Origin of the sequence: Bradyrhizobium sp. CCGUVB1N3 (assembly GCF_024199925.1) — a bacterium.
Lineage (GTDB): Bacteria > Pseudomonadota > Alphaproteobacteria > Rhizobiales > Xanthobacteraceae > Bradyrhizobium.
This window is the reverse complement of the sequence record NZ_JANADR010000001.1, coordinates 1,037,804-1,052,688: the sequence shown is the minus strand read 5'-3', so window position 1 is coordinate 1,052,688 and position 14,885 is coordinate 1,037,804. Positions and strand designations below refer to the sequence as shown.

Genomic DNA, 14,885 nt, shown 5'->3' with positions numbered 1-14,885 from the left:
TTCGAATTCGATTCTGTTGGGGAATTCAGATGCGCTATCTCACCATTCTCGTTTCGCTGATGTGCATGGCGTTGTCGGTCAGCGCCGCGAAGGCCGACCGTCGAGTCGCCTTCGTGGTCGGCAACGGCGCCTACAAGAACGTCGCGCAATTGCCGAATCCGCCGATCGACGCCAAGGCAATGGCGGCGACGCTGCGCAACGTCGGTTTCGAGGTGATCGAAGGCTCCAACCTCAGCCGCGACCAGATGACGGAGAAGCTGCTGGACTTCGGCCGCAAGGCGCAGGGCTCTGACGTCGCGGTGTTCTACTACGCCGGCCATGGCATTGCCGTCGGCGGCACCAATTACCTCCTGCCGGTCGATGCCGACATCAAGTCGGAGATGGACGTCAAGCTAGGGGCCGCCATCAATATCGACCTGACGCTCGACCAGACCATGGGCGATGCCAAGGTCAAGCTGGTGTTCCTCGATGCCTGCCGCGACAATCCCTTTGCCGCCAAGATCAAGTCCAACTCGGCGACCCGCAGCGTCAACGTCCAGACCGGCCTCGCCGAGATGAAGTCGGGCGAAGGCACGCTGATCGCGTTCGCGACCGGCCCGGGACAAACGGCGCTCGACGGCCAGGAAGGCAACAACAGCCCGTTCACCCGCGCGCTGATCGACAACATCACCAAACCCGGCGTCGAGATCCAGCAGGCGATGACGTCGGTGCGCGCCCAGGTCAACGAGGAGACCCACAAGGGTCAGCTTCCCTGGGGCCACACCAACCTGATCGGCGCCGTCTATCTCAATCCGTCACAGCAGGGCCAGCAGGTGGCCAACGCGGCACCGACCGCGACGGGCGCAGCCCCGGCGGCCGCGAGCGGCAATACCGATGCGGCCAATGTCGAGCTCGAATACTGGCGCTCGGTGAAGGAATCCAACAAGCCGGAAGAGCTCAACGCCTATCTCTCCGCCTATCCGAACGGCCAGTTCAAGGCGCTGGCGCTGGCGCGCATTGCGGCAATCAAGACCGGTCCGTCGACGACGACGCGTACCCTCAATGCCGGCGTCGATCCCGCGACCTTCACGGACGAAGCCACCCAGCTCACCGAGGACCAAATCGGGCTCGACAAGGGCTCGCGCCGCGACGTGCAGCACCGCCTCACCGGACTCGGCTTCGACACCAAGCTGACCGGTGTGTTCACCGACGAGACCCGCAGCGTGATCAAGCGCTGGCAGGCCGCGCGCAGTTATCCGGTCTCGGGCTATCTCAACAAGCTCCAGCACAAGGCCCTGCTCTCCGAGATCGTCGCGACAGCGGCGCCGACCGCCAATAGCGGCAGCTCCGGTCAGCAGCCTCCCCGTCGCGCCCCCAGCAACACCGCCAGCGCGCCCGCGCCCGTCCAGCGCAGCGGCAGCGGCGATGCCGCCGGCGCCGCCTTCATCGGCGGTGTCATGGGCGGCGTGGTGGGCGGCATGTTGCGGCGGTAAGGCGCCAAGCCGCAGCTCCCGAGCAGCGACAACAAGAAAGCCCGGCTCTCGCCGGGCTTTTTCTTTTCTCCCCCTCTTTTCCTTTTCTCGCCTCATGGTGAGGAGGCGCGTCAGCGCCGAATCCGGACGATGCTTCGCATCGCCGGGAGAACCATGCAGGCCCGCGCTCTTGCACCTTGGCCTTCATCCTTCGAGACGCGCGTTCCGTGCTTATCAGGATGAGGGGCTAAAGCTGACGTAGCTCAGAAATGCTACTTCCCCGCCGCCTTGCGCAGCGCCTCGTTGATGCGGTCCTGCCAGCCGGGGCCGCCTTCCTGGAAATGCTCCAGCACGTCCTGGTCGATGCGCAGCGTGACCTGCTCCTTGATGCCCGGCGCCACGTTCGGCTTCGGCGGCGCCACAGCAACCTTGGCGGTCACCTTCTTGAACGCGGCTTCGGCCTCCGTCCTCGCATCGCCCAGGGTCCGCGGCCGCCTCGGTTGATCCGCCATGTGCTAGATTCCCTCAAACAGAGCGGTCGAAAGATAGCGCTCGGAGAACGACGGCACCACCGCCAGGATGGTTTTTCCCGCAGCTTCCGGCCGCTTGCCGATCTGGAGCGCTGCAGCGATCGCCGCGCCCGAGGAGATGCCGCCCGGGATGCCCTCATGCCGCGCCAGCGCACGCGAGGTTTCGATCGCGGTCGTCGAGTTGACCTTCACGATCTCGTCGATCACCGAGCGATCGAGAATGTCGGGAATGAAGCCGGCGCCGATGCCCTGGATCTTGTGCGGGGTGTGCTGACCGCCTGACAGCACCGGGCTCTCCTCCGGCTCGACCGCCACGACCCGCAACGACGGCTTGCGGGGCTTCAGCACCTGGCCGACGCCCGTGATGGTGCCGCCGGTGCCGACGCCGGCGACGAAGAAATCGATATTGCCGCCGGTGTCGTTCCAGATCTCCTCCGCGGTGGTGCGGCGATGCACCTCGGGATTGGCGAGGTTCTTGAACTGCTGCGGCATCACCGAGTTCGGCGTCGTCTTGAGCAGCTCCTCAGCGGTTGCGATCGCGCCCTTCATGCCCTGTGCCGCCGGCGTCAGCACGATCTCGGCGCCGAGGAAGGCCAGCATCTTGCGCCGCTCGATCGACATCGATTCCGGCATCACGAGCTTCAAGCGATAGCCGCGCGAGGCGGCGACGAAGGCGAGCGCGATGCCGGTATTGCCGGAGGTCGGCTCGATCAGCACCGTATCCGGCTTGATGTGGCCCGCCTTCTCCATGGCGATGATCATGGCCGCGCCGATGCGATCCTTCACGCTCGCGGCCGGATTGAAATATTCAAGTTTGGCGAGAATGGTCGCATTCACCCCTTGCAGGCCCGGCAACCGGCGCAGCCGCACGATCGGCGTGTCGCCGAAAGCGTCGACGATCGAGTCATAAACCCGGCCGCGGCCGGCTGAGTGCACTGCACCCGTGGTGGACGAAGCGTCCATGATGAACTCCCTATGACAACAATGTTCGCTTTGTCAGCGATCTTGTTCAGTTAGAGACAGCTTGTGACGACACGCAAGCAACAAAGAGATGCACCGCAAAAAATCGCTGCATCGCAAAATCGCTCAAAGATTAAATATCAGAAAACCAACGCATTTGTGTTGCGACCTCGTCAACGAACTCTGCTTATGTTAGACTTACGTCCAACAGCAGGGAGGTCCCACGATGTCAGCACTTGCTGAAGTCCTGACGACCGTCGCGCGTAGCCGCGATCCACGTTGCAGCGAGTTGCCCACCTGTCCCGTCTGCGCCGACTCCATGGTCGCCGCCGAAGCCTCCGCCTATGTCTCAGACCACGTGATCAGCTATCTCTGGACTTGCGACACCTGTGGCTATGGCTTCGTGACCAAGCATTCGGTCAAACCGTACACGTGCAATTGACGGCTAGCGTGGGGCGATGTCGCCCCTCGCCCACTCTTCGCGCGTACGCTGATAGAATTCTTCGAATTTGCCGTTTGCGATTGCGTCCCTGATGCCCTGCATCAGGGACTGGTAATAGGCGATATTGATATCCGACAGCAGCATTGCGCCGAGCGTCTCGCCTGACTTGACGAGATGGTGGAGATAGGCGCGCGCGTAGTTGCGCGCGGATGGCCACGAACTCTCTTCATCGAGCGGCCGCGGATCGTCGGCGTGGCGTGCGTTGCGCAGGTTCACCTGACCGAAGCGCGTGAAGGCGACGCCGTGGCGGCCATTACGCGTCGGCATCACGCAATCGAACATGTCGATGCCGCGTTTCACGGCTTCGAGAAGATCATCCGGCGTGCCGACGCCCATCAAATAACGCGGCCGTTCGGACGGTAACGCCGGCGCGGTCTCGTCGATCATCGCCAGCATCACATCCTGCGGCTCGCCGACCGCGAGCCCGCCGATCGCGTAGCCGTGAAAGCCGATCTCGACCAGGCCTTCCGCGCTCGCATGCCGCAGCGACGGAACGTCGCCGCCCTGCACGATGCCGAACAGCATGTAGCCTTCGGGCGCGCTCTCGAAGGCGCGCTTGCTCCGTTCCGCCCAGCGCAGCGACAACCGCATCGCGCGCTCGATGTCGTCGCGCTCGGCCGGCAGCCGCACGCACTCGTCCATCTGCATGGCGATATCGGAGCCGAGATAGCGCTGCACCTCGATCGAACGCTCGGGCGACAATTCGACCTTGGCACCGTCGATATGCGAGCGGAAGGTGACCGCCTTCTCGCTGACCTTGCGCAAATCCGACAGCGACATCACCTGGAAGCCGCCGGAATCGGTCAGCATCGGGCCGTTCCAGCCGGTGAACTTCTGCAGGCCGCCGAGCGCTGCGATGCGTTCCGCGCCCGGCCGCAGCATCAGATGATAGGTGTTGCCGAGCACGATGTCGGCACCGGCCTCGCGCACCTCGCGCCAATGCATGCCCTTCATGGCGCCTGCGGTGCCGACCGGCATGAAGGCAGGCGTGCGCACCACGCCATGGGGCGTGGTCAGGCGGCCGGTGCGCGCAGTGCCATCGGTTGCGAGCAGTTCGAAATGATTGGGAAGACCATGATCGGGAAGATTCATGGCGCTGCTTATTGCGTGCCGGCGGGAGCCAATCAACCGCCCAGTGCGCAGGGCCATGCCCCAGGTCCGACACAATAGCGCCCTGCGGCAGCCCCAGCCTTCCACTTGTTAAATAAAACGATACCGTATAGTTTTAGCGTCAGGGGCAGGATGGGAAATGCCGCGGGCGACGACGCCGGCGGCGCGTGCGTGTGTGGTGACTGACGGCGAATGCCTCCCCCTTCATTCCTGACCGGATCGATCCTGTTCAACGGCGGGATCGGCAGAACGGGCATGCGCCTGCTCCGCCAGGCCGCCCTGCTCTGCGGCCTGGCGCTGGCCGGGTGCACGACCCTGCCGCGAACGCCCTACACGGCGGCCGATGCGAGCAGTTCGCGCGTGCTCGATATCGACGGCCTGCGCCGCTACACCGACGAGCCCGTCGGCAAATTCCGCGCCGGCAAGGACGACACCGCAGCGACCACGACCTACCTGGCGCTGTCCGGCGGCGGCGCCGACGGCGCCTATGGCGTCGGCGTGCTGAACGGCTGGAGCGCGGCCGGCACGCGCCCCGTTTTCTCGGTCGTCTCGGGCGTCAGCACCGGTGGGCTCATTGCGCCGTTCGCGTACCTCGGACCGCAATATGACGACACGCTCAGGGAGCTCTACACCAGCGGCATCGCGGAGAGCCTGCTGAGCGATCCCAGCATCATGCGCGTGCTGTTCGGATCCGGCCTGTTCGGCAACACGCGGCTGCGCGAGCTCGTCGCCCGCTATGTCGGGCCGGAGATCTTGGCGCAGGTCGCGCGCGAGCATGCCAAGGGCCGCAAGCTGCTCGTCGTGACCACCGATCTCGACACCCAGCGCACCGCCGTCTGGGACATGGGCAAGATCGCCGCGCTCGGCACGCCCGAGGCGCTCAAGCTGTTTCGCGACGTGATGGCGGCCTCCGCCAGCATTCCGCTGGTGTTTCCGCCGATCCTGATCGAGGCCGAAGGCCAGGGCCGACGCTTTCAGGAGATGCATGTCGACGGCGGCGTCACCGCGCCGGTCCTGACGCTCCCGGAAGACCTGCTGTTCCACGGGCGCCTGCCCGGCAACAGCCGGGTGAACATCTACATCCTCGTCAACAAGAAGATCGAGCGTACCTTCGAGCTCGTGCCCAACGGCACGATCGAGGTTGCCTCGCGCAGCCTATCCTCGATCACGCAGTCGCAGACACGCTCGGTGATCTTCTCGACCTACGATTTCGCGCGCCGCAACCACCTCGGCTTTCACCTGTCCTATATCGAGCGCGATTATCCGCCGCCGCCCTCGCAAGGATTCGACACGGCCTATATGCGCGCGCTCTATCAGTATGGGTACGAGAAGGCGGCCGGTGGCCACGCCTGGAGCGCCACGCTTCCCTAGAGCCTTGCATGGGCGCCAGCGGAACGGCGCGATGCCGAGACGGTTGATGATGCGGCCGATTCGGGCAGATTCGCGATGACGCCCCTCTCGCTGCGCGTTATAGAGCGATGACGACGATCACGACCGCGCAGGAATCATTGGGCATGGGATTGACTGCGACCAAGACGAGAGCGGCGAAACGGGAGGTTCCGAAATCGCGCGGCGGCCGGCCGACCAAGAGCGCCGCCATCGAGCGCGACCAGCGGCTGATCGAGGTCGCCACCCGCCTGTTCCTCGATCGCGGCTATGACGCGACCTCGCTCGATGCGGTGGCGGAAGCGGCCCGGGTCAGCAAGCCCACCGTGTACGCGCGCTATGGCGACAAGCGCGGATTGTTTGCCGAGGTCCTGAGGCGCGAGATCGCGCGCTGGCTGGCGCCGCTTGCCGAGGCCGCCGAGGTGCAGCTCACGCGCCCCTCGGACATTTCAGTCGAGCAGCGCCTGGTCGAGGTCGGGCGCGAGATGCTGATGTTCACCTGCGGTCCCGACGCCGTCGCCTTCAGCCGGATGATGACGTCACAGGCCATCAACTTCCCCGACATCGCCAAGCTCGGCAAGGAGGAAGGCTGGATGAAGGCCGTCGCCACGACGGCGCGGTTCTTCGATCATCTGGTCGCGCAAGGAGCGATGGACCTCGAGGATACCGGCATCGCGGCCGAGGTCTTTCTCGACGTGGTCGTCGGCCATACCCACCGGATGGCGACGTTCGGCACACCGCTTGAGATGAAGACGGCCGAAAAGCGCATGCGCTCGGCGATCCGGCTGTTCTTGGCCGGTGCGCTCGGCCCTCCGGGCCGTGTCCAGGCCGCGTCCAAAGGCGCGGTTCGGCGCCGCCCGTCCCGCTGACAGATTCGTGACCGGTTATCTCCGCCGGATGGCGAGTTCCGTCTTGCCCATAATAAAACGATACGGTATGGTTTTGTTTATAAGCAAGGTACGGGTTGATGCCTTCCTAGCCCCTGGCAGGCCCGCACCGTTCTTAAGACTTTGATCGCTGCAACATCCTATGCTGTTGCGACGCTCCGCGGCCGGCCAGTTGCCCCCGGTCGGCCGCGCCCTTTCCTGCACCTCCGCACGGGGTGAAGACGATGACGGCACCGATGCGCGCTCCGAAACGCTGGAAACCACTGCTCGTGCTCACCCTGTGGGCGGTCCTGCTCCCCGCGCCGGTCTACGCGATCGTGGCGTCGACCGACGCGTCGGCCTCGCTCCGGAGCGAGGCCGATGACAGCGCCGTCCTGGACCAGCGCGCGGTCGACCGCGAGCTCGCGCTGTTCCGCGGCTCGGCGATTTCGCTGAGGCAGGCAATGGCGATCGCCGAGGCACAGCATGCAGGCTCGACGACTGCCGACGTCAGTTTCGACGGCGCCGCTGCCTCGCCGGTCTACCGGGTGAAAACCTTGCACAACGACCGCGTCTGGCAACACGCGATCGACGCCACAACCGGCAAGATCGTCGGCGGCGCCGCAGCCTCACCGCTCGACGAGTTCGGTGCCGATGACCGCAGCAACCTCGCCACCCTCAAGACCATCCAGCACCGACTGGCCGATGCGGTGCGAGTGGCCGAGCACGCCGCCTCAGGCAAGGCGATCAGCGGCGGCATGGTCCGCGAGGGCGGCCGGCTGAACTTCGCGATCGTCGTCATGAGCGGCAACGACCTCAAGGAGGTCATCCTCGAGCCGCCCGGCGCCGCAAGCCGGCGGTAATACGAGGCGCCTGCTCCGTTACAGCCGGATCTGCCTGAAAAGCCGTTGACGGCGGCAAAACTCTCCCGCATAAGTCGCCGCCATGATGACCGCGACGAAACGCACGACGAAAACCACCACGGCCTTCGGGGCCCGGGGAGGCGTGCGCGCGTAGTCGTCGACTTTACGCATCAGCTCAACCGAAGCCCCGCCCTCGTGGTCCGGGGCTTTTTTATTGCCTGCAACAATGGAGGAGAATGTGAGTAACGATCCCGTCGTCGCGATTGTCGGCGTCACCGGTGCGGTGGGCGCCGAATTCATCGCCACCATGGACAAGCGTGGTTTCCGCGTCGGCAAGCTGAAGGCGCTGGCCAGCGCCCGCTCCGCCGGCAAGACGGTGTCGTTCCGCGGCCAGCCGGTCGTCATCGAGGAACTCAACGAGCGTTCCTTCGACGGCGTCGACATCGCGCTGTTCTCCGCCGGCGGCAGCATCTCGAAGAAGTACGCGCCGATCGCGGTGAAGTCCGGCGCCGTCGTCGTCGACAACTCCTCCGCCTTCCGCATGGACCCGAACGTGCCGCTGGTGATCCCCGAGATCAACGCGAGCCGTATCCGCGACCACAAGGGCATCATTGCGAACCCGAACTGCGCGGCGATCACCGCGCTGGTGCCGCTGTGGCCGATCCACCAGAAGAACCGCATCAAGCGCGTGATCATTTCGACCTACCAGGCCGCCAGCGGCGCCGGTGCTGCCGCGATGGAGGAGCTCGTCGAATCCACCCGCGCCAATCTCAACGGGCATGTCTATACCCCTAAGGTGATGCCGCACCCCTACGCCTTCAATCTCTTCAACCACAACACCGCTGTCGATCCCGAGACCGGCTACAACGACGAAGAGACCAAGGTCATCAAGGAGACCCGCAAGATCTTCGAGGACGAGACAATCGCCGTCGGCGTCACCTGCGTGCGCGTGCCGGTGTTGCGCGCCCATTGCGAGGCCATCACCTTCGAATGCGAGAAGCCGATCAGCGAGGACCAGGTCCGCGCCATCATGGCGCAGGCACCCGGGGTGAAGGTCGTCGACGATCGCGCCAAGAACTACTTCCCGATGCCGATCGACGCCTCGGGCCAGGACGACGTTCTCGTCGGCCGCATCCGCAAGGACCTCAGCGACCCGAGCGGGCATTCAATCTCGATGTTCGTGGCAGCGGATCAGCTTCTGAAGGGCGCAGCACTCAACGCCGTGCAGATCGCCGAGCTGTTGCCGCAGCGGGTGATGGCGTAAGCCTTCGTACTGCTGCCCCGTCATCCTGAGGCGCGAGCCCAGCGGTGCAACGCACCGTTGGGTGAGCCTCGAAGGATGGACGGCCGAGATGCAGCAGTCGGGCCGTCGCCCTTCGAGGCTCGCCGAAGAGGCGAGCACCTCAGGGTGACGGAGATAGAGCTGCGCTTTGGATCACTCCCGCGCCCGAAACAGCAGGCACGCATCGCCATACGAATAGAAGCGATAGCCTTCGGCAATCGCATGCGCGTAGGCCTGCTTTATCGTCTCGAGCCCCGAGAACGCCGACACCAGCATGAACAGGGTCGAGCGCGGCAGGTGGAAATTGGTGAGCAAAATGTCGACCGCGCGGAATCTATAGCCGGGGGTAATGAAAATCGCCGTGTCGGCCGCGAACGGTTGGATCGTGCCGTCCTCGTCGGCTGCACTCTCCAGGAGACGCAATGACGTGGTGCCGACCGCAACGATGCGGCCGCCGTTCTTGCGCGCCGTGTTCAGCACATCCGCCGTCTCGGCCGAGATCGTTCCCCATTCGGCGTGCATCTTGTGGCCTTCGGTGTCGTCCACCTTTACCGGCAGAAACGTTCCGGCGCCGACGTGCAGCGTGACTCTGACGATGCCGACGCCGCGCGCGCGCAACGCCTGCTCCAGCGCCGGCGTGAAATGCAGGCCGGCGGTGGGCGCTGCGACGGCCCCCTCATTGGCTGCGAACATGGTCTGGTAGTCGGCTAGGTCCTGCTCGTCCGGCGTGCGCTTCGAGGCGATGTAGGGCGGCAGCGGCGGGCTGCCGAGGTCGGCGATTGCCTGGTCGAGCGTCGGCCCGTGGAACGAGAACGACAGCGTCACCTCGCCTTCGCTGCCCTTGGCCTCGACCTCGGCATCGAGATGGCCGAGCAGGCAGACCTTGCCTTCGTTGCCGAAACGGATGCGGTCACCGGCAGTGAGCTTTTTCGCAGGCTTCACCAGCGCCTGCCAGCGCGAGCCGTCGAGCCGCTTGATCAAGGTCGCCTCGATCTTCGGCTCGGTCTCGCGCCCGATCCGTCGGCCCTTGAGCTGCGCTGCGATCACCTTGGTGTCATTGACGACGAGCTGGTCGCCCGGCTTCAGCCATTGCGGCAGATCGGAGATGAGGTGATCGCGCAGCCCGCCGCCTTCCACGACCAGCATCTTCGCGGAGTCGCGCGGATGCGCCGGGCGCAGTGCGATGCGCTCGGCGGGCAGGTCAAAGTCGAAGAGATCGGTGCGCATGGTCGGCTCAGCGCTACGCCGTCACCCCTCATCCTGAGGAGCGCGGGACGCGCGTCTCGAAGGATGAAGGCCCCGCTGCTGCAGCTTGGCCTTCATGGTTCGAGACGGCGCTACGGGCCTCCTCACCATGAGGGTCGAGCGGTCACTCCTTGTCCGCCGCCATGTGCGCCTTGACGATCTTGTCGGGATTCATCACCGGCTCGCCGCGCTTGATCTTGTCGACATTCTCCATGCCCGCGGTGACCTTGCCCCACACGGTGTACTGGTTGTCGAGGAAGCGCGCGTCGTCGAAGCAGATGAAGAACTGGCTGTCGCCGGAATCGGGGTTGGCGGCGCGGGCCATCGAGGCGGTGCCGCGCACATGCGGCTCCTTGTTGAACTCGGCCTTCAGCTTCTTGCCGGAGCCGCCGGTGCCGGTGCCGTGCGGGCAGCCTGTCTGCGCCATGAAGCCGTCGATCACACGATGGAACACGATACCGTCGTAGAAGCCCTCGCGGACCAGCTCCTTGATGCGCGCGACGTGGCCGGGCGCGAGGTCGGGCCGCATCTCGATGGTGACGGGGCCCTGCGTGGTTTCGAGGATCAGGGTGTTTTCGGTGACGCTCATGCTTTTCTCTCTTGGGTTGGGGGTGAAGTCTTCCGGCCGTGGAACTGGACCGCGAATGGACGCCCCGCAGCGGCGCCGGCCATCGTTTCGGTAAATGGCATCGGCGTACAGCGTTGCAATGCCTCCATCACGGCGACCCGGTACTGGAGCCGGTCATTCTCTGAGGCATCCTTGGACTCGTAGGTGATCCTCGGATGGCCCAAAATCTCTCCGGCGCGGTTAAAGCTCACGACGACGGTGATGTCGATGGGGCGGGCCTTCGAGGGCGGCGGCGGTTGCCAGCAACGGCCCAACCGCACGAAGATATCGCGGATGGTGTTGACCTGCTCGTCCTGCGCCGCCGCGCTCGTGATGCCAAGCAGGAGCACCGCGGCAGCTACGAGGAGCTTTTCGCCGCGGCGCGCCATCGCCTCTCCTATTTGATGTCGGAGGCGACCTGCACCTTCACCATCTTGTCGGGATCGGTGACGGTGCCGCTGCCGGAGCCGGGCGGGGCCTTCTTCAGCTTGTCGACGACGTCCATGCCCTGCACGACCTCGCCGATCACGGTGTACTGGCCGTCGAGGCTGCCGCCGTCCGCGAACATGATGAAGAACTGCGAATTGGCGGTGTCGACGCTGTCGCCGCGGCGGGCCATGCCGACGATGCCACGGGCGAAATGCACCTTGGAGAATTCCTGCTTCAGGTTCGGATATTTCGAGCCGCCGGTGCCGTTGCCGTTCTGGCCGTCGCCGGTCTGCGCCATGAAGCCGTCCATCACGCGGTGAAACGGCACGTTGTTGTAGAAGCCCTCGCGCGCGAGCTGCTTCAGCCGCTCGGCATGCTGGGGCGCCAGATCCGTGCGCAGCTTGATGACGATGCGGCCCTTGGTGGTGTCGATGACGAGTGCGTTGGCCTTGTCGAGGCCCGCCGGCAAGGTCTGGGCGACCGCAGGGGCAATGCCGATCAGCGCGGCAAAGATCGTGGCAAGGATTGCGAGACGACGGATCATGAAAACTCCGGATCAGATGAGATGAAACGCGCGCCGTTAGCCGGCGAATTTTGCCTTGAGCAGGCTTGCGACGAGAGGCGGCACGAATGCCGAGACATCCCCGCCCATGCCGGCGATCTGGCGCACCAGTGTGGCGGTGATCGGGCGGACCATGGGTGAGGCCGGCAGGAAGACGGTATGCACCTCGGGCGCCATGGCCTCGTTCATGCCGGCGAGCTGCATTTCGTAGTCGAGGTCGGTGCCATCGCGAAGGCCCCTGATCATGATGGTCGCGCCATGCTTGCGCGCCGCGGTCACAGTCAGGTCGTCGAAGGTCGTGGCCTCGAAAATGCAGCCGGCCTGTGCGGCGATCGGTTCGCAGACGTCGTGGAGCATCTTCAGCCGCTCCTCGGTCGAGAACAGCGGCTTCTTGCCGGGGTGCACGCCAAGCGCCACGACCAGCCGGTCGCACAGGGGAACGGCATGCCGGACCACGTCCAGATGGCCGTTGGTGATGGGATCGAAGGAACCCGGATAAAAGGCGATACGCGGCATGGCCTCCTCCTACCGCGCCCCGCCTTGCCCGGCAAGCCGGCGAGGTTCCCTGTCCGTTTTTCCCGCGAGAACCTGTCGGAATTCCCTGAACTGTTTCGTCCTGCGGGTAGCGACGAAACAAAACGGATAGCGAACGAAACCATTTTCCGCATCGGCGAAGATGTCCGGAAACTGGCCATGGTTAGTAATCCACCCAACGAAATGACGGGCCGCACTCAAGGCGCAGCGGCCACATCACAGGGGACCGTCTATGTTCAAGGCTCTTTCGGCTATCACTATCGCTGCGTGTGTTGCTGCCGCCCTCACCGTCCTGCCCGGCTTTGCTCCGACCGTCGAAGCCAGCGTGCCGCAGCCCCTTGCCAAGGCTGACCGGCTGGATATCCGCGTCATCGGTAAGGATTGCTCGCAGCAGGCCTGGCCGAACTTCGAAGCCTCCTGCCTGCGCCGCGCCGGCAGCAAGGCGGACGTGCGTGAGGCGCGCCTTGTGACCGCCGACCGGACGCCGTAGGGCACGCTGCCTAATCCGGCGTCACACAAACCCCATGGAATTTTGCGACGTCTCGTCGCAGACTGAGCGGAGGACCGCGCCCCCCGGATAGCCCGGCGGGCGCGTCGCCATCAGGGGGTTGCCATTGTCCAGTACGCCTGCTGTCGCTACCGGCCACCATCCCAATCCGTTGCCGCTTGCCATGACCATGGGCGCCCTCGGGGTCGTCTATGGCGATATCGGAACCAGCCCTCTTTATGCCCTGAAGGAAGCCGCCAAGGCGGCCGCGCATGGCGGGACGGTGACCCAGGATGCCGTGCTCGGCGTTGCGTCCCTGATCCTGTGGGCGCTGCTCCTGATCATCTCGCTGAAATACGCGCTGCTGATCCTGCGCGCCGATAACCGCGGCGAAGGCGGAATCGTGGCGTTGCTGGCACTGCTGCATGCTCGTCACGCCCAGCCGGGCACCTGGCGCGCGCATCTCCTCGTGGTCGGCCTCGTCGGCGCCGCCCTGCTCTATGGCGACGGAGCGATCACGCCGGCGATCTCGGTCCTGAGCGCCATCGAAGGCCTGAAAGTCGATGCGCCGTCGCTCGCGCCCGTCGTGGTGCCCGTCACGATCGCCATCCTGATCGGCCTCTTCATGATGCAGAAGCAGGGCACCGGCTTCATCGGCCGGATCTTCGGTCCGGTCATGCTGGCCTGGTTCGGCGTGCTTGCCGCGCTCGGCATCCACGGCATCGTCAAGGCGCCGGCGGTGCTTGCCGCGCTGAGCCCGCTCTATGCCTTCGAATTCCTGATCCACCAGGATTTCCACGTCTCCTTTGCGATTCTCGGCGCGGCCTTCCTGGCGGTGACCGGCGGCGAGGCGATGTATGCCGACATGGGGCATTTCGGACGCTTGCCGATCCGGCTGGCCTGGTTCGCCATTTGCCTGCCGGCCTTGGTGCTCAACTATTTCGGCCAGGCGGCGCTCCTGATCACCGACCCCACGATGATCGAGAATCCGTTCTTCCAGCTCTGCCCGGATGTCCTGCATTACCCGCTGGTCGCCTTCTCGGCGGTTGCGACCGTGATCGCCTCGCAGGCGATCATCTCGGGCGTGTTCTCGCTGACCCAGCAATCGATCCAGCTCGGCTTCCTGCCGCGGATGCAGATCCGTCACACCCAGAGCGATGCGATCGGCCAGATCTATGTGCCGCTTGTGAACTGGCTGCTCGCCGCCGCAACGCTCGGCGCGGTGCTCGCCTTCGGCACGTCGGACGCGCTTGCCGGCGCCTATGGCATCGCGGTGTCGCTCTTGATGGCGATCACAACGCTGCTCGCCGCGCTGGTCGCGATCCAGTGGGGCTACTCGCCCTGGATCGTGGTCGCGGTCAACGGCTTCTTCTTCGCGATCGATACGATCTTCTTCGCGGCCAATTCGATCAAGCTGTTCGAAGGCGGCTGGTTTCCGCTGCTGCTCGCGGGCTTCGTCGCCTTCCTCATGTTGACCTGGCGTAGCGGCGTCAAGCTCGTCGAGCGCGCCCGCGCGAAGCTCCGCCAGCCCGAGGAGGATCTGATCGAGACCGCCGTCAACAAGTGCCGCGCCAGGCTTCCCGGCACCGCCGTCTATCTGGCCTCGGCGCCGAAAGGCGTGCCGCTGGCGCTGACGCAATTCGTCAAGCACAACCGCGTCCTGCATGAACGCCTGCTGCTCGTAACCGTGCTGATCGAGGAAGTGCCGCACGTCCCCGACGAGGAGCGCGCCGAGGTGATCGAGATCATCCCGGCGATCACGCGCGTCGTCCTTCATTACGGCTTCATGCAGAACCCGACCATCTATGAGGGGCTGAAGCTCGCCTGCCGGCAGGGCAAGCTGCCCGGCATCGACCTCTCCGACATCACCTATTACGTCGGCCGCGAGACGATCATCCCGAGCGAGGACATTCCGGGCATGTGGGTCTGGCGCGAGTCGCTGTTCGCGTTCCTGCAACGTAACGCCGAACGTTCCGCCGCGTTCTTCGGCGTGCCGACGGGACAGGTCGTGGAGTTCGGCACGGAGCTCGAGATCTAGCGAATGGTGAGTGGCGAATAGCGAATAGAGCAG

The 14,885-nt window shown here is 65.0% G+C and carries 17 protein-coding genes; 8 read left to right on the top strand and 9 right to left on the bottom strand.

Annotated elements, in window-relative coordinates; genetic code table 11:
• Positions 1–29 precede the first annotated feature (29 nt).
• Complete coding sequence (locus tag NLM33_RS04950; protein WP_254095016.1) at positions 30–1,472, top strand: caspase family protein; 1,443 nt, start codon at positions 30–32, stop codon at positions 1,470–1,472.
• Between the two features lie 251 nt (positions 1,473–1,723).
• Here NLM33_RS04950 and NLM33_RS04945 read toward each other — a convergent pair whose 3' ends face one another.
• A complete protein-coding gene (locus NLM33_RS04945; protein ID WP_254095015.1) occupies positions 1,724–1,963 on the bottom strand; it encodes a BrnA antitoxin family protein in 240 nt (79 codons plus the stop codon).
• Positions 1,964–1,966: 3 nt separating this feature from the next.
• The gene (gene cysK, locus NLM33_RS04940) at positions 1,967–2,944 is read right to left on the bottom strand and encodes a cysteine synthase A (RefSeq protein ID WP_254095014.1); all 978 of its coding nucleotides are present in this window, start codon (positions 2,942–2,944) and stop codon (positions 1,967–1,969) included.
• A gap of 223 nt (positions 2,945–3,167) precedes the next feature.
• Between cysK and NLM33_RS04935 the strand changes: the two genes are divergently transcribed.
• Complete coding sequence (locus NLM33_RS04935) at positions 3,168–3,383, top strand: hypothetical protein (protein WP_254095013.1); 216 nt, start codon at positions 3,168–3,170, stop codon at positions 3,381–3,383.
• Positions 3,384–3,386: 3 nt separating this feature from the next.
• Here NLM33_RS04935 and tgt read toward each other — a convergent pair whose 3' ends face one another.
• Positions 3,387–4,535 carry a tRNA guanosine(34) transglycosylase Tgt gene (gene tgt, locus NLM33_RS04930; protein ID WP_254095012.1) on the bottom strand — a complete coding sequence of 383 codons (1,149 nt, stop codon included), beginning with the start codon at positions 4,533–4,535 and terminating at the stop codon, positions 3,387–3,389.
• 210 nt (positions 4,536–4,745) lie between these two features.
• Between tgt and NLM33_RS04925 the strand changes: the two genes are divergently transcribed.
• The 3 genes from NLM33_RS04925 to NLM33_RS04915 all read left to right on the top strand — a co-directional run bounded on the left by NLM33_RS04925 (position 4,746) and on the right by NLM33_RS04915 (position 7,668).
• Positions 4,746–5,924 carry a patatin-like phospholipase family protein gene (locus NLM33_RS04925; RefSeq protein ID WP_371929901.1) on the top strand — a complete coding sequence of 393 codons (1,179 nt, stop codon included), beginning with the start codon at positions 4,746–4,748 and terminating at the stop codon, positions 5,922–5,924.
• Positions 5,925–6,067: 143 nt separating this feature from the next.
• Complete coding sequence (locus tag NLM33_RS04920; protein WP_254105653.1) at positions 6,068–6,808, top strand: TetR/AcrR family transcriptional regulator; 741 nt, start codon at positions 6,068–6,070, stop codon at positions 6,806–6,808.
• A gap of 242 nt (positions 6,809–7,050) precedes the next feature.
• Complete coding sequence (locus NLM33_RS04915; protein WP_254095011.1) at positions 7,051–7,668, top strand: PepSY domain-containing protein; 618 nt, start codon at positions 7,051–7,053, stop codon at positions 7,666–7,668.
• An 18-nt stretch (positions 7,669–7,686) separates the two neighbouring features.
• Here the strand turns inward: NLM33_RS04915 and NLM33_RS04910 are convergent, their stop codons facing one another.
• Positions 7,687–7,839, bottom strand: coding sequence for a hypothetical protein (locus tag NLM33_RS04910; RefSeq protein ID WP_198031898.1), 153 nt, complete (start codon positions 7,837–7,839; stop codon positions 7,687–7,689).
• Positions 7,840–7,894: 55 nt separating this feature from the next.
• Between NLM33_RS04910 and NLM33_RS04905 the strand changes: the two genes are divergently transcribed.
• Positions 7,895–8,932 (top strand): aspartate-semialdehyde dehydrogenase, encoded by a 1,038-nt coding sequence (locus tag NLM33_RS04905; protein WP_254105652.1) that lies wholly within the window; start codon positions 7,895–7,897, stop codon positions 8,930–8,932.
• A 171-nt stretch (positions 8,933–9,103) separates the two neighbouring features.
• Here NLM33_RS04905 and queA read toward each other — a convergent pair whose 3' ends face one another.
• From queA to coaD, 5 genes are all read right to left on the bottom strand, one after another.
• The gene (queA, locus tag NLM33_RS04900; protein ID WP_254095010.1) at positions 9,104–10,177 is read right to left on the bottom strand and encodes a tRNA preQ1(34) S-adenosylmethionine ribosyltransferase-isomerase QueA; all 1,074 of its coding nucleotides are present in this window, start codon (positions 10,175–10,177) and stop codon (positions 9,104–9,106) included.
• A gap of 142 nt (positions 10,178–10,319) precedes the next feature.
• Positions 10,320–10,784: a peptidylprolyl isomerase gene (locus NLM33_RS04895; protein WP_254095009.1), complete on the bottom strand. Its 465-nt coding sequence runs from the start codon at positions 10,782–10,784 to the stop codon at positions 10,320–10,322.
• The gene (locus NLM33_RS04890) at positions 10,781–11,191 is read right to left on the bottom strand and encodes a hypothetical protein (protein ID WP_254095008.1); all 411 of its coding nucleotides are present in this window, start codon (positions 11,189–11,191) and stop codon (positions 10,781–10,783) included. The genes NLM33_RS04895 and NLM33_RS04890 overlap by 4 nt, the downstream gene beginning before the upstream one ends.
• An 8-nt stretch (positions 11,192–11,199) precedes the next feature.
• Entirely contained in the window at positions 11,200–11,775 is a 576-nt protein-coding gene (locus NLM33_RS04885; RefSeq protein ID WP_254095007.1) for a peptidylprolyl isomerase, read from the bottom strand.
• A 36-nt stretch (positions 11,776–11,811) separates the two neighbouring features.
• Positions 11,812–12,309, bottom strand: coding sequence for a pantetheine-phosphate adenylyltransferase (gene coaD, locus NLM33_RS04880; RefSeq protein ID WP_254095006.1), 498 nt, complete (start codon positions 12,307–12,309; stop codon positions 11,812–11,814).
• A gap of 250 nt (positions 12,310–12,559) precedes the next feature.
• Here coaD and NLM33_RS04875 point away from each other — a divergent pair, with 250 nt between their 5' ends.
• Complete coding sequence (locus NLM33_RS04875; RefSeq protein WP_254095005.1) at positions 12,560–12,817, top strand: hypothetical protein; 258 nt, start codon at positions 12,560–12,562, stop codon at positions 12,815–12,817.
• A gap of 181 nt (positions 12,818–12,998) precedes the next feature.
• Positions 12,999–14,852: a potassium transporter Kup gene (locus NLM33_RS04870; protein ID WP_254105651.1), complete on the top strand. Its 1,854-nt coding sequence runs from the start codon at positions 12,999–13,001 to the stop codon at positions 14,850–14,852.
• The last annotated feature ends 33 nt before the right edge of the window (positions 14,853–14,885 follow it).

Bases quoted from the DNA above. Each gene is read 5' to 3' on its own strand.
- NLM33_RS04950 (WP_254095016.1), top strand. From the start codon at position 30: ATGCGCTATCTCACCATTCTCGTTTCGCTGATGTGCATGGCGTTGTCG.
- NLM33_RS04945 (WP_254095015.1), bottom strand. From the start codon at position 1,963: ATGGCGGATCAACCGAGGCGGCCGCGGACCCTGGGCGATGCGAGGACG.
- cysK (WP_254095014.1), bottom strand. From the start codon at position 2,944: ATGGACGCTTCGTCCACCACGGGTGCAGTGCACTCAGCCGGCCGCGGC.
- NLM33_RS04935 (WP_254095013.1), top strand. From the start codon at position 3,168: ATGTCAGCACTTGCTGAAGTCCTGACGACCGTCGCGCGTAGCCGCGAT.
- tgt (WP_254095012.1), bottom strand. From the start codon at position 4,535: ATGAATCTTCCCGATCATGGTCTTCCCAATCATTTCGAACTGCTCGCA.
- NLM33_RS04925 (WP_371929901.1), top strand. From the start codon at position 4,746: ATGCCTCCCCCTTCATTCCTGACCGGATCGATCCTGTTCAACGGCGGG.
- NLM33_RS04920 (WP_254105653.1), top strand. From the start codon at position 6,068: ATGGGATTGACTGCGACCAAGACGAGAGCGGCGAAACGGGAGGTTCCG.
- NLM33_RS04915 (WP_254095011.1), top strand. From the start codon at position 7,051: ATGACGGCACCGATGCGCGCTCCGAAACGCTGGAAACCACTGCTCGTG.
- NLM33_RS04910 (WP_198031898.1), bottom strand. From the start codon at position 7,839: ATGCGTAAAGTCGACGACTACGCGCGCACGCCTCCCCGGGCCCCGAAG.
- NLM33_RS04905 (WP_254105652.1), top strand. From the start codon at position 7,895: ATGGAGGAGAATGTGAGTAACGATCCCGTCGTCGCGATTGTCGGCGTC.
- queA (WP_254095010.1), bottom strand. From the start codon at position 10,177: ATGCGCACCGATCTCTTCGACTTTGACCTGCCCGCCGAGCGCATCGCA.
- NLM33_RS04895 (WP_254095009.1), bottom strand. From the start codon at position 10,784: ATGAGCGTCACCGAAAACACCCTGATCCTCGAAACCACGCAGGGCCCC.
- NLM33_RS04890 (WP_254095008.1), bottom strand. From the start codon at position 11,191: ATGGCGCGCCGCGGCGAAAAGCTCCTCGTAGCTGCCGCGGTGCTCCTG.
- NLM33_RS04885 (WP_254095007.1), bottom strand. From the start codon at position 11,775: ATGATCCGTCGTCTCGCAATCCTTGCCACGATCTTTGCCGCGCTGATC.
- coaD (WP_254095006.1), bottom strand. From the start codon at position 12,309: ATGCCGCGTATCGCCTTTTATCCGGGTTCCTTCGATCCCATCACCAAC.
- NLM33_RS04875 (WP_254095005.1), top strand. From the start codon at position 12,560: ATGTTCAAGGCTCTTTCGGCTATCACTATCGCTGCGTGTGTTGCTGCC.
- NLM33_RS04870 (WP_254105651.1), top strand. From the start codon at position 12,999: ATGACCATGGGCGCCCTCGGGGTCGTCTATGGCGATATCGGAACCAGC.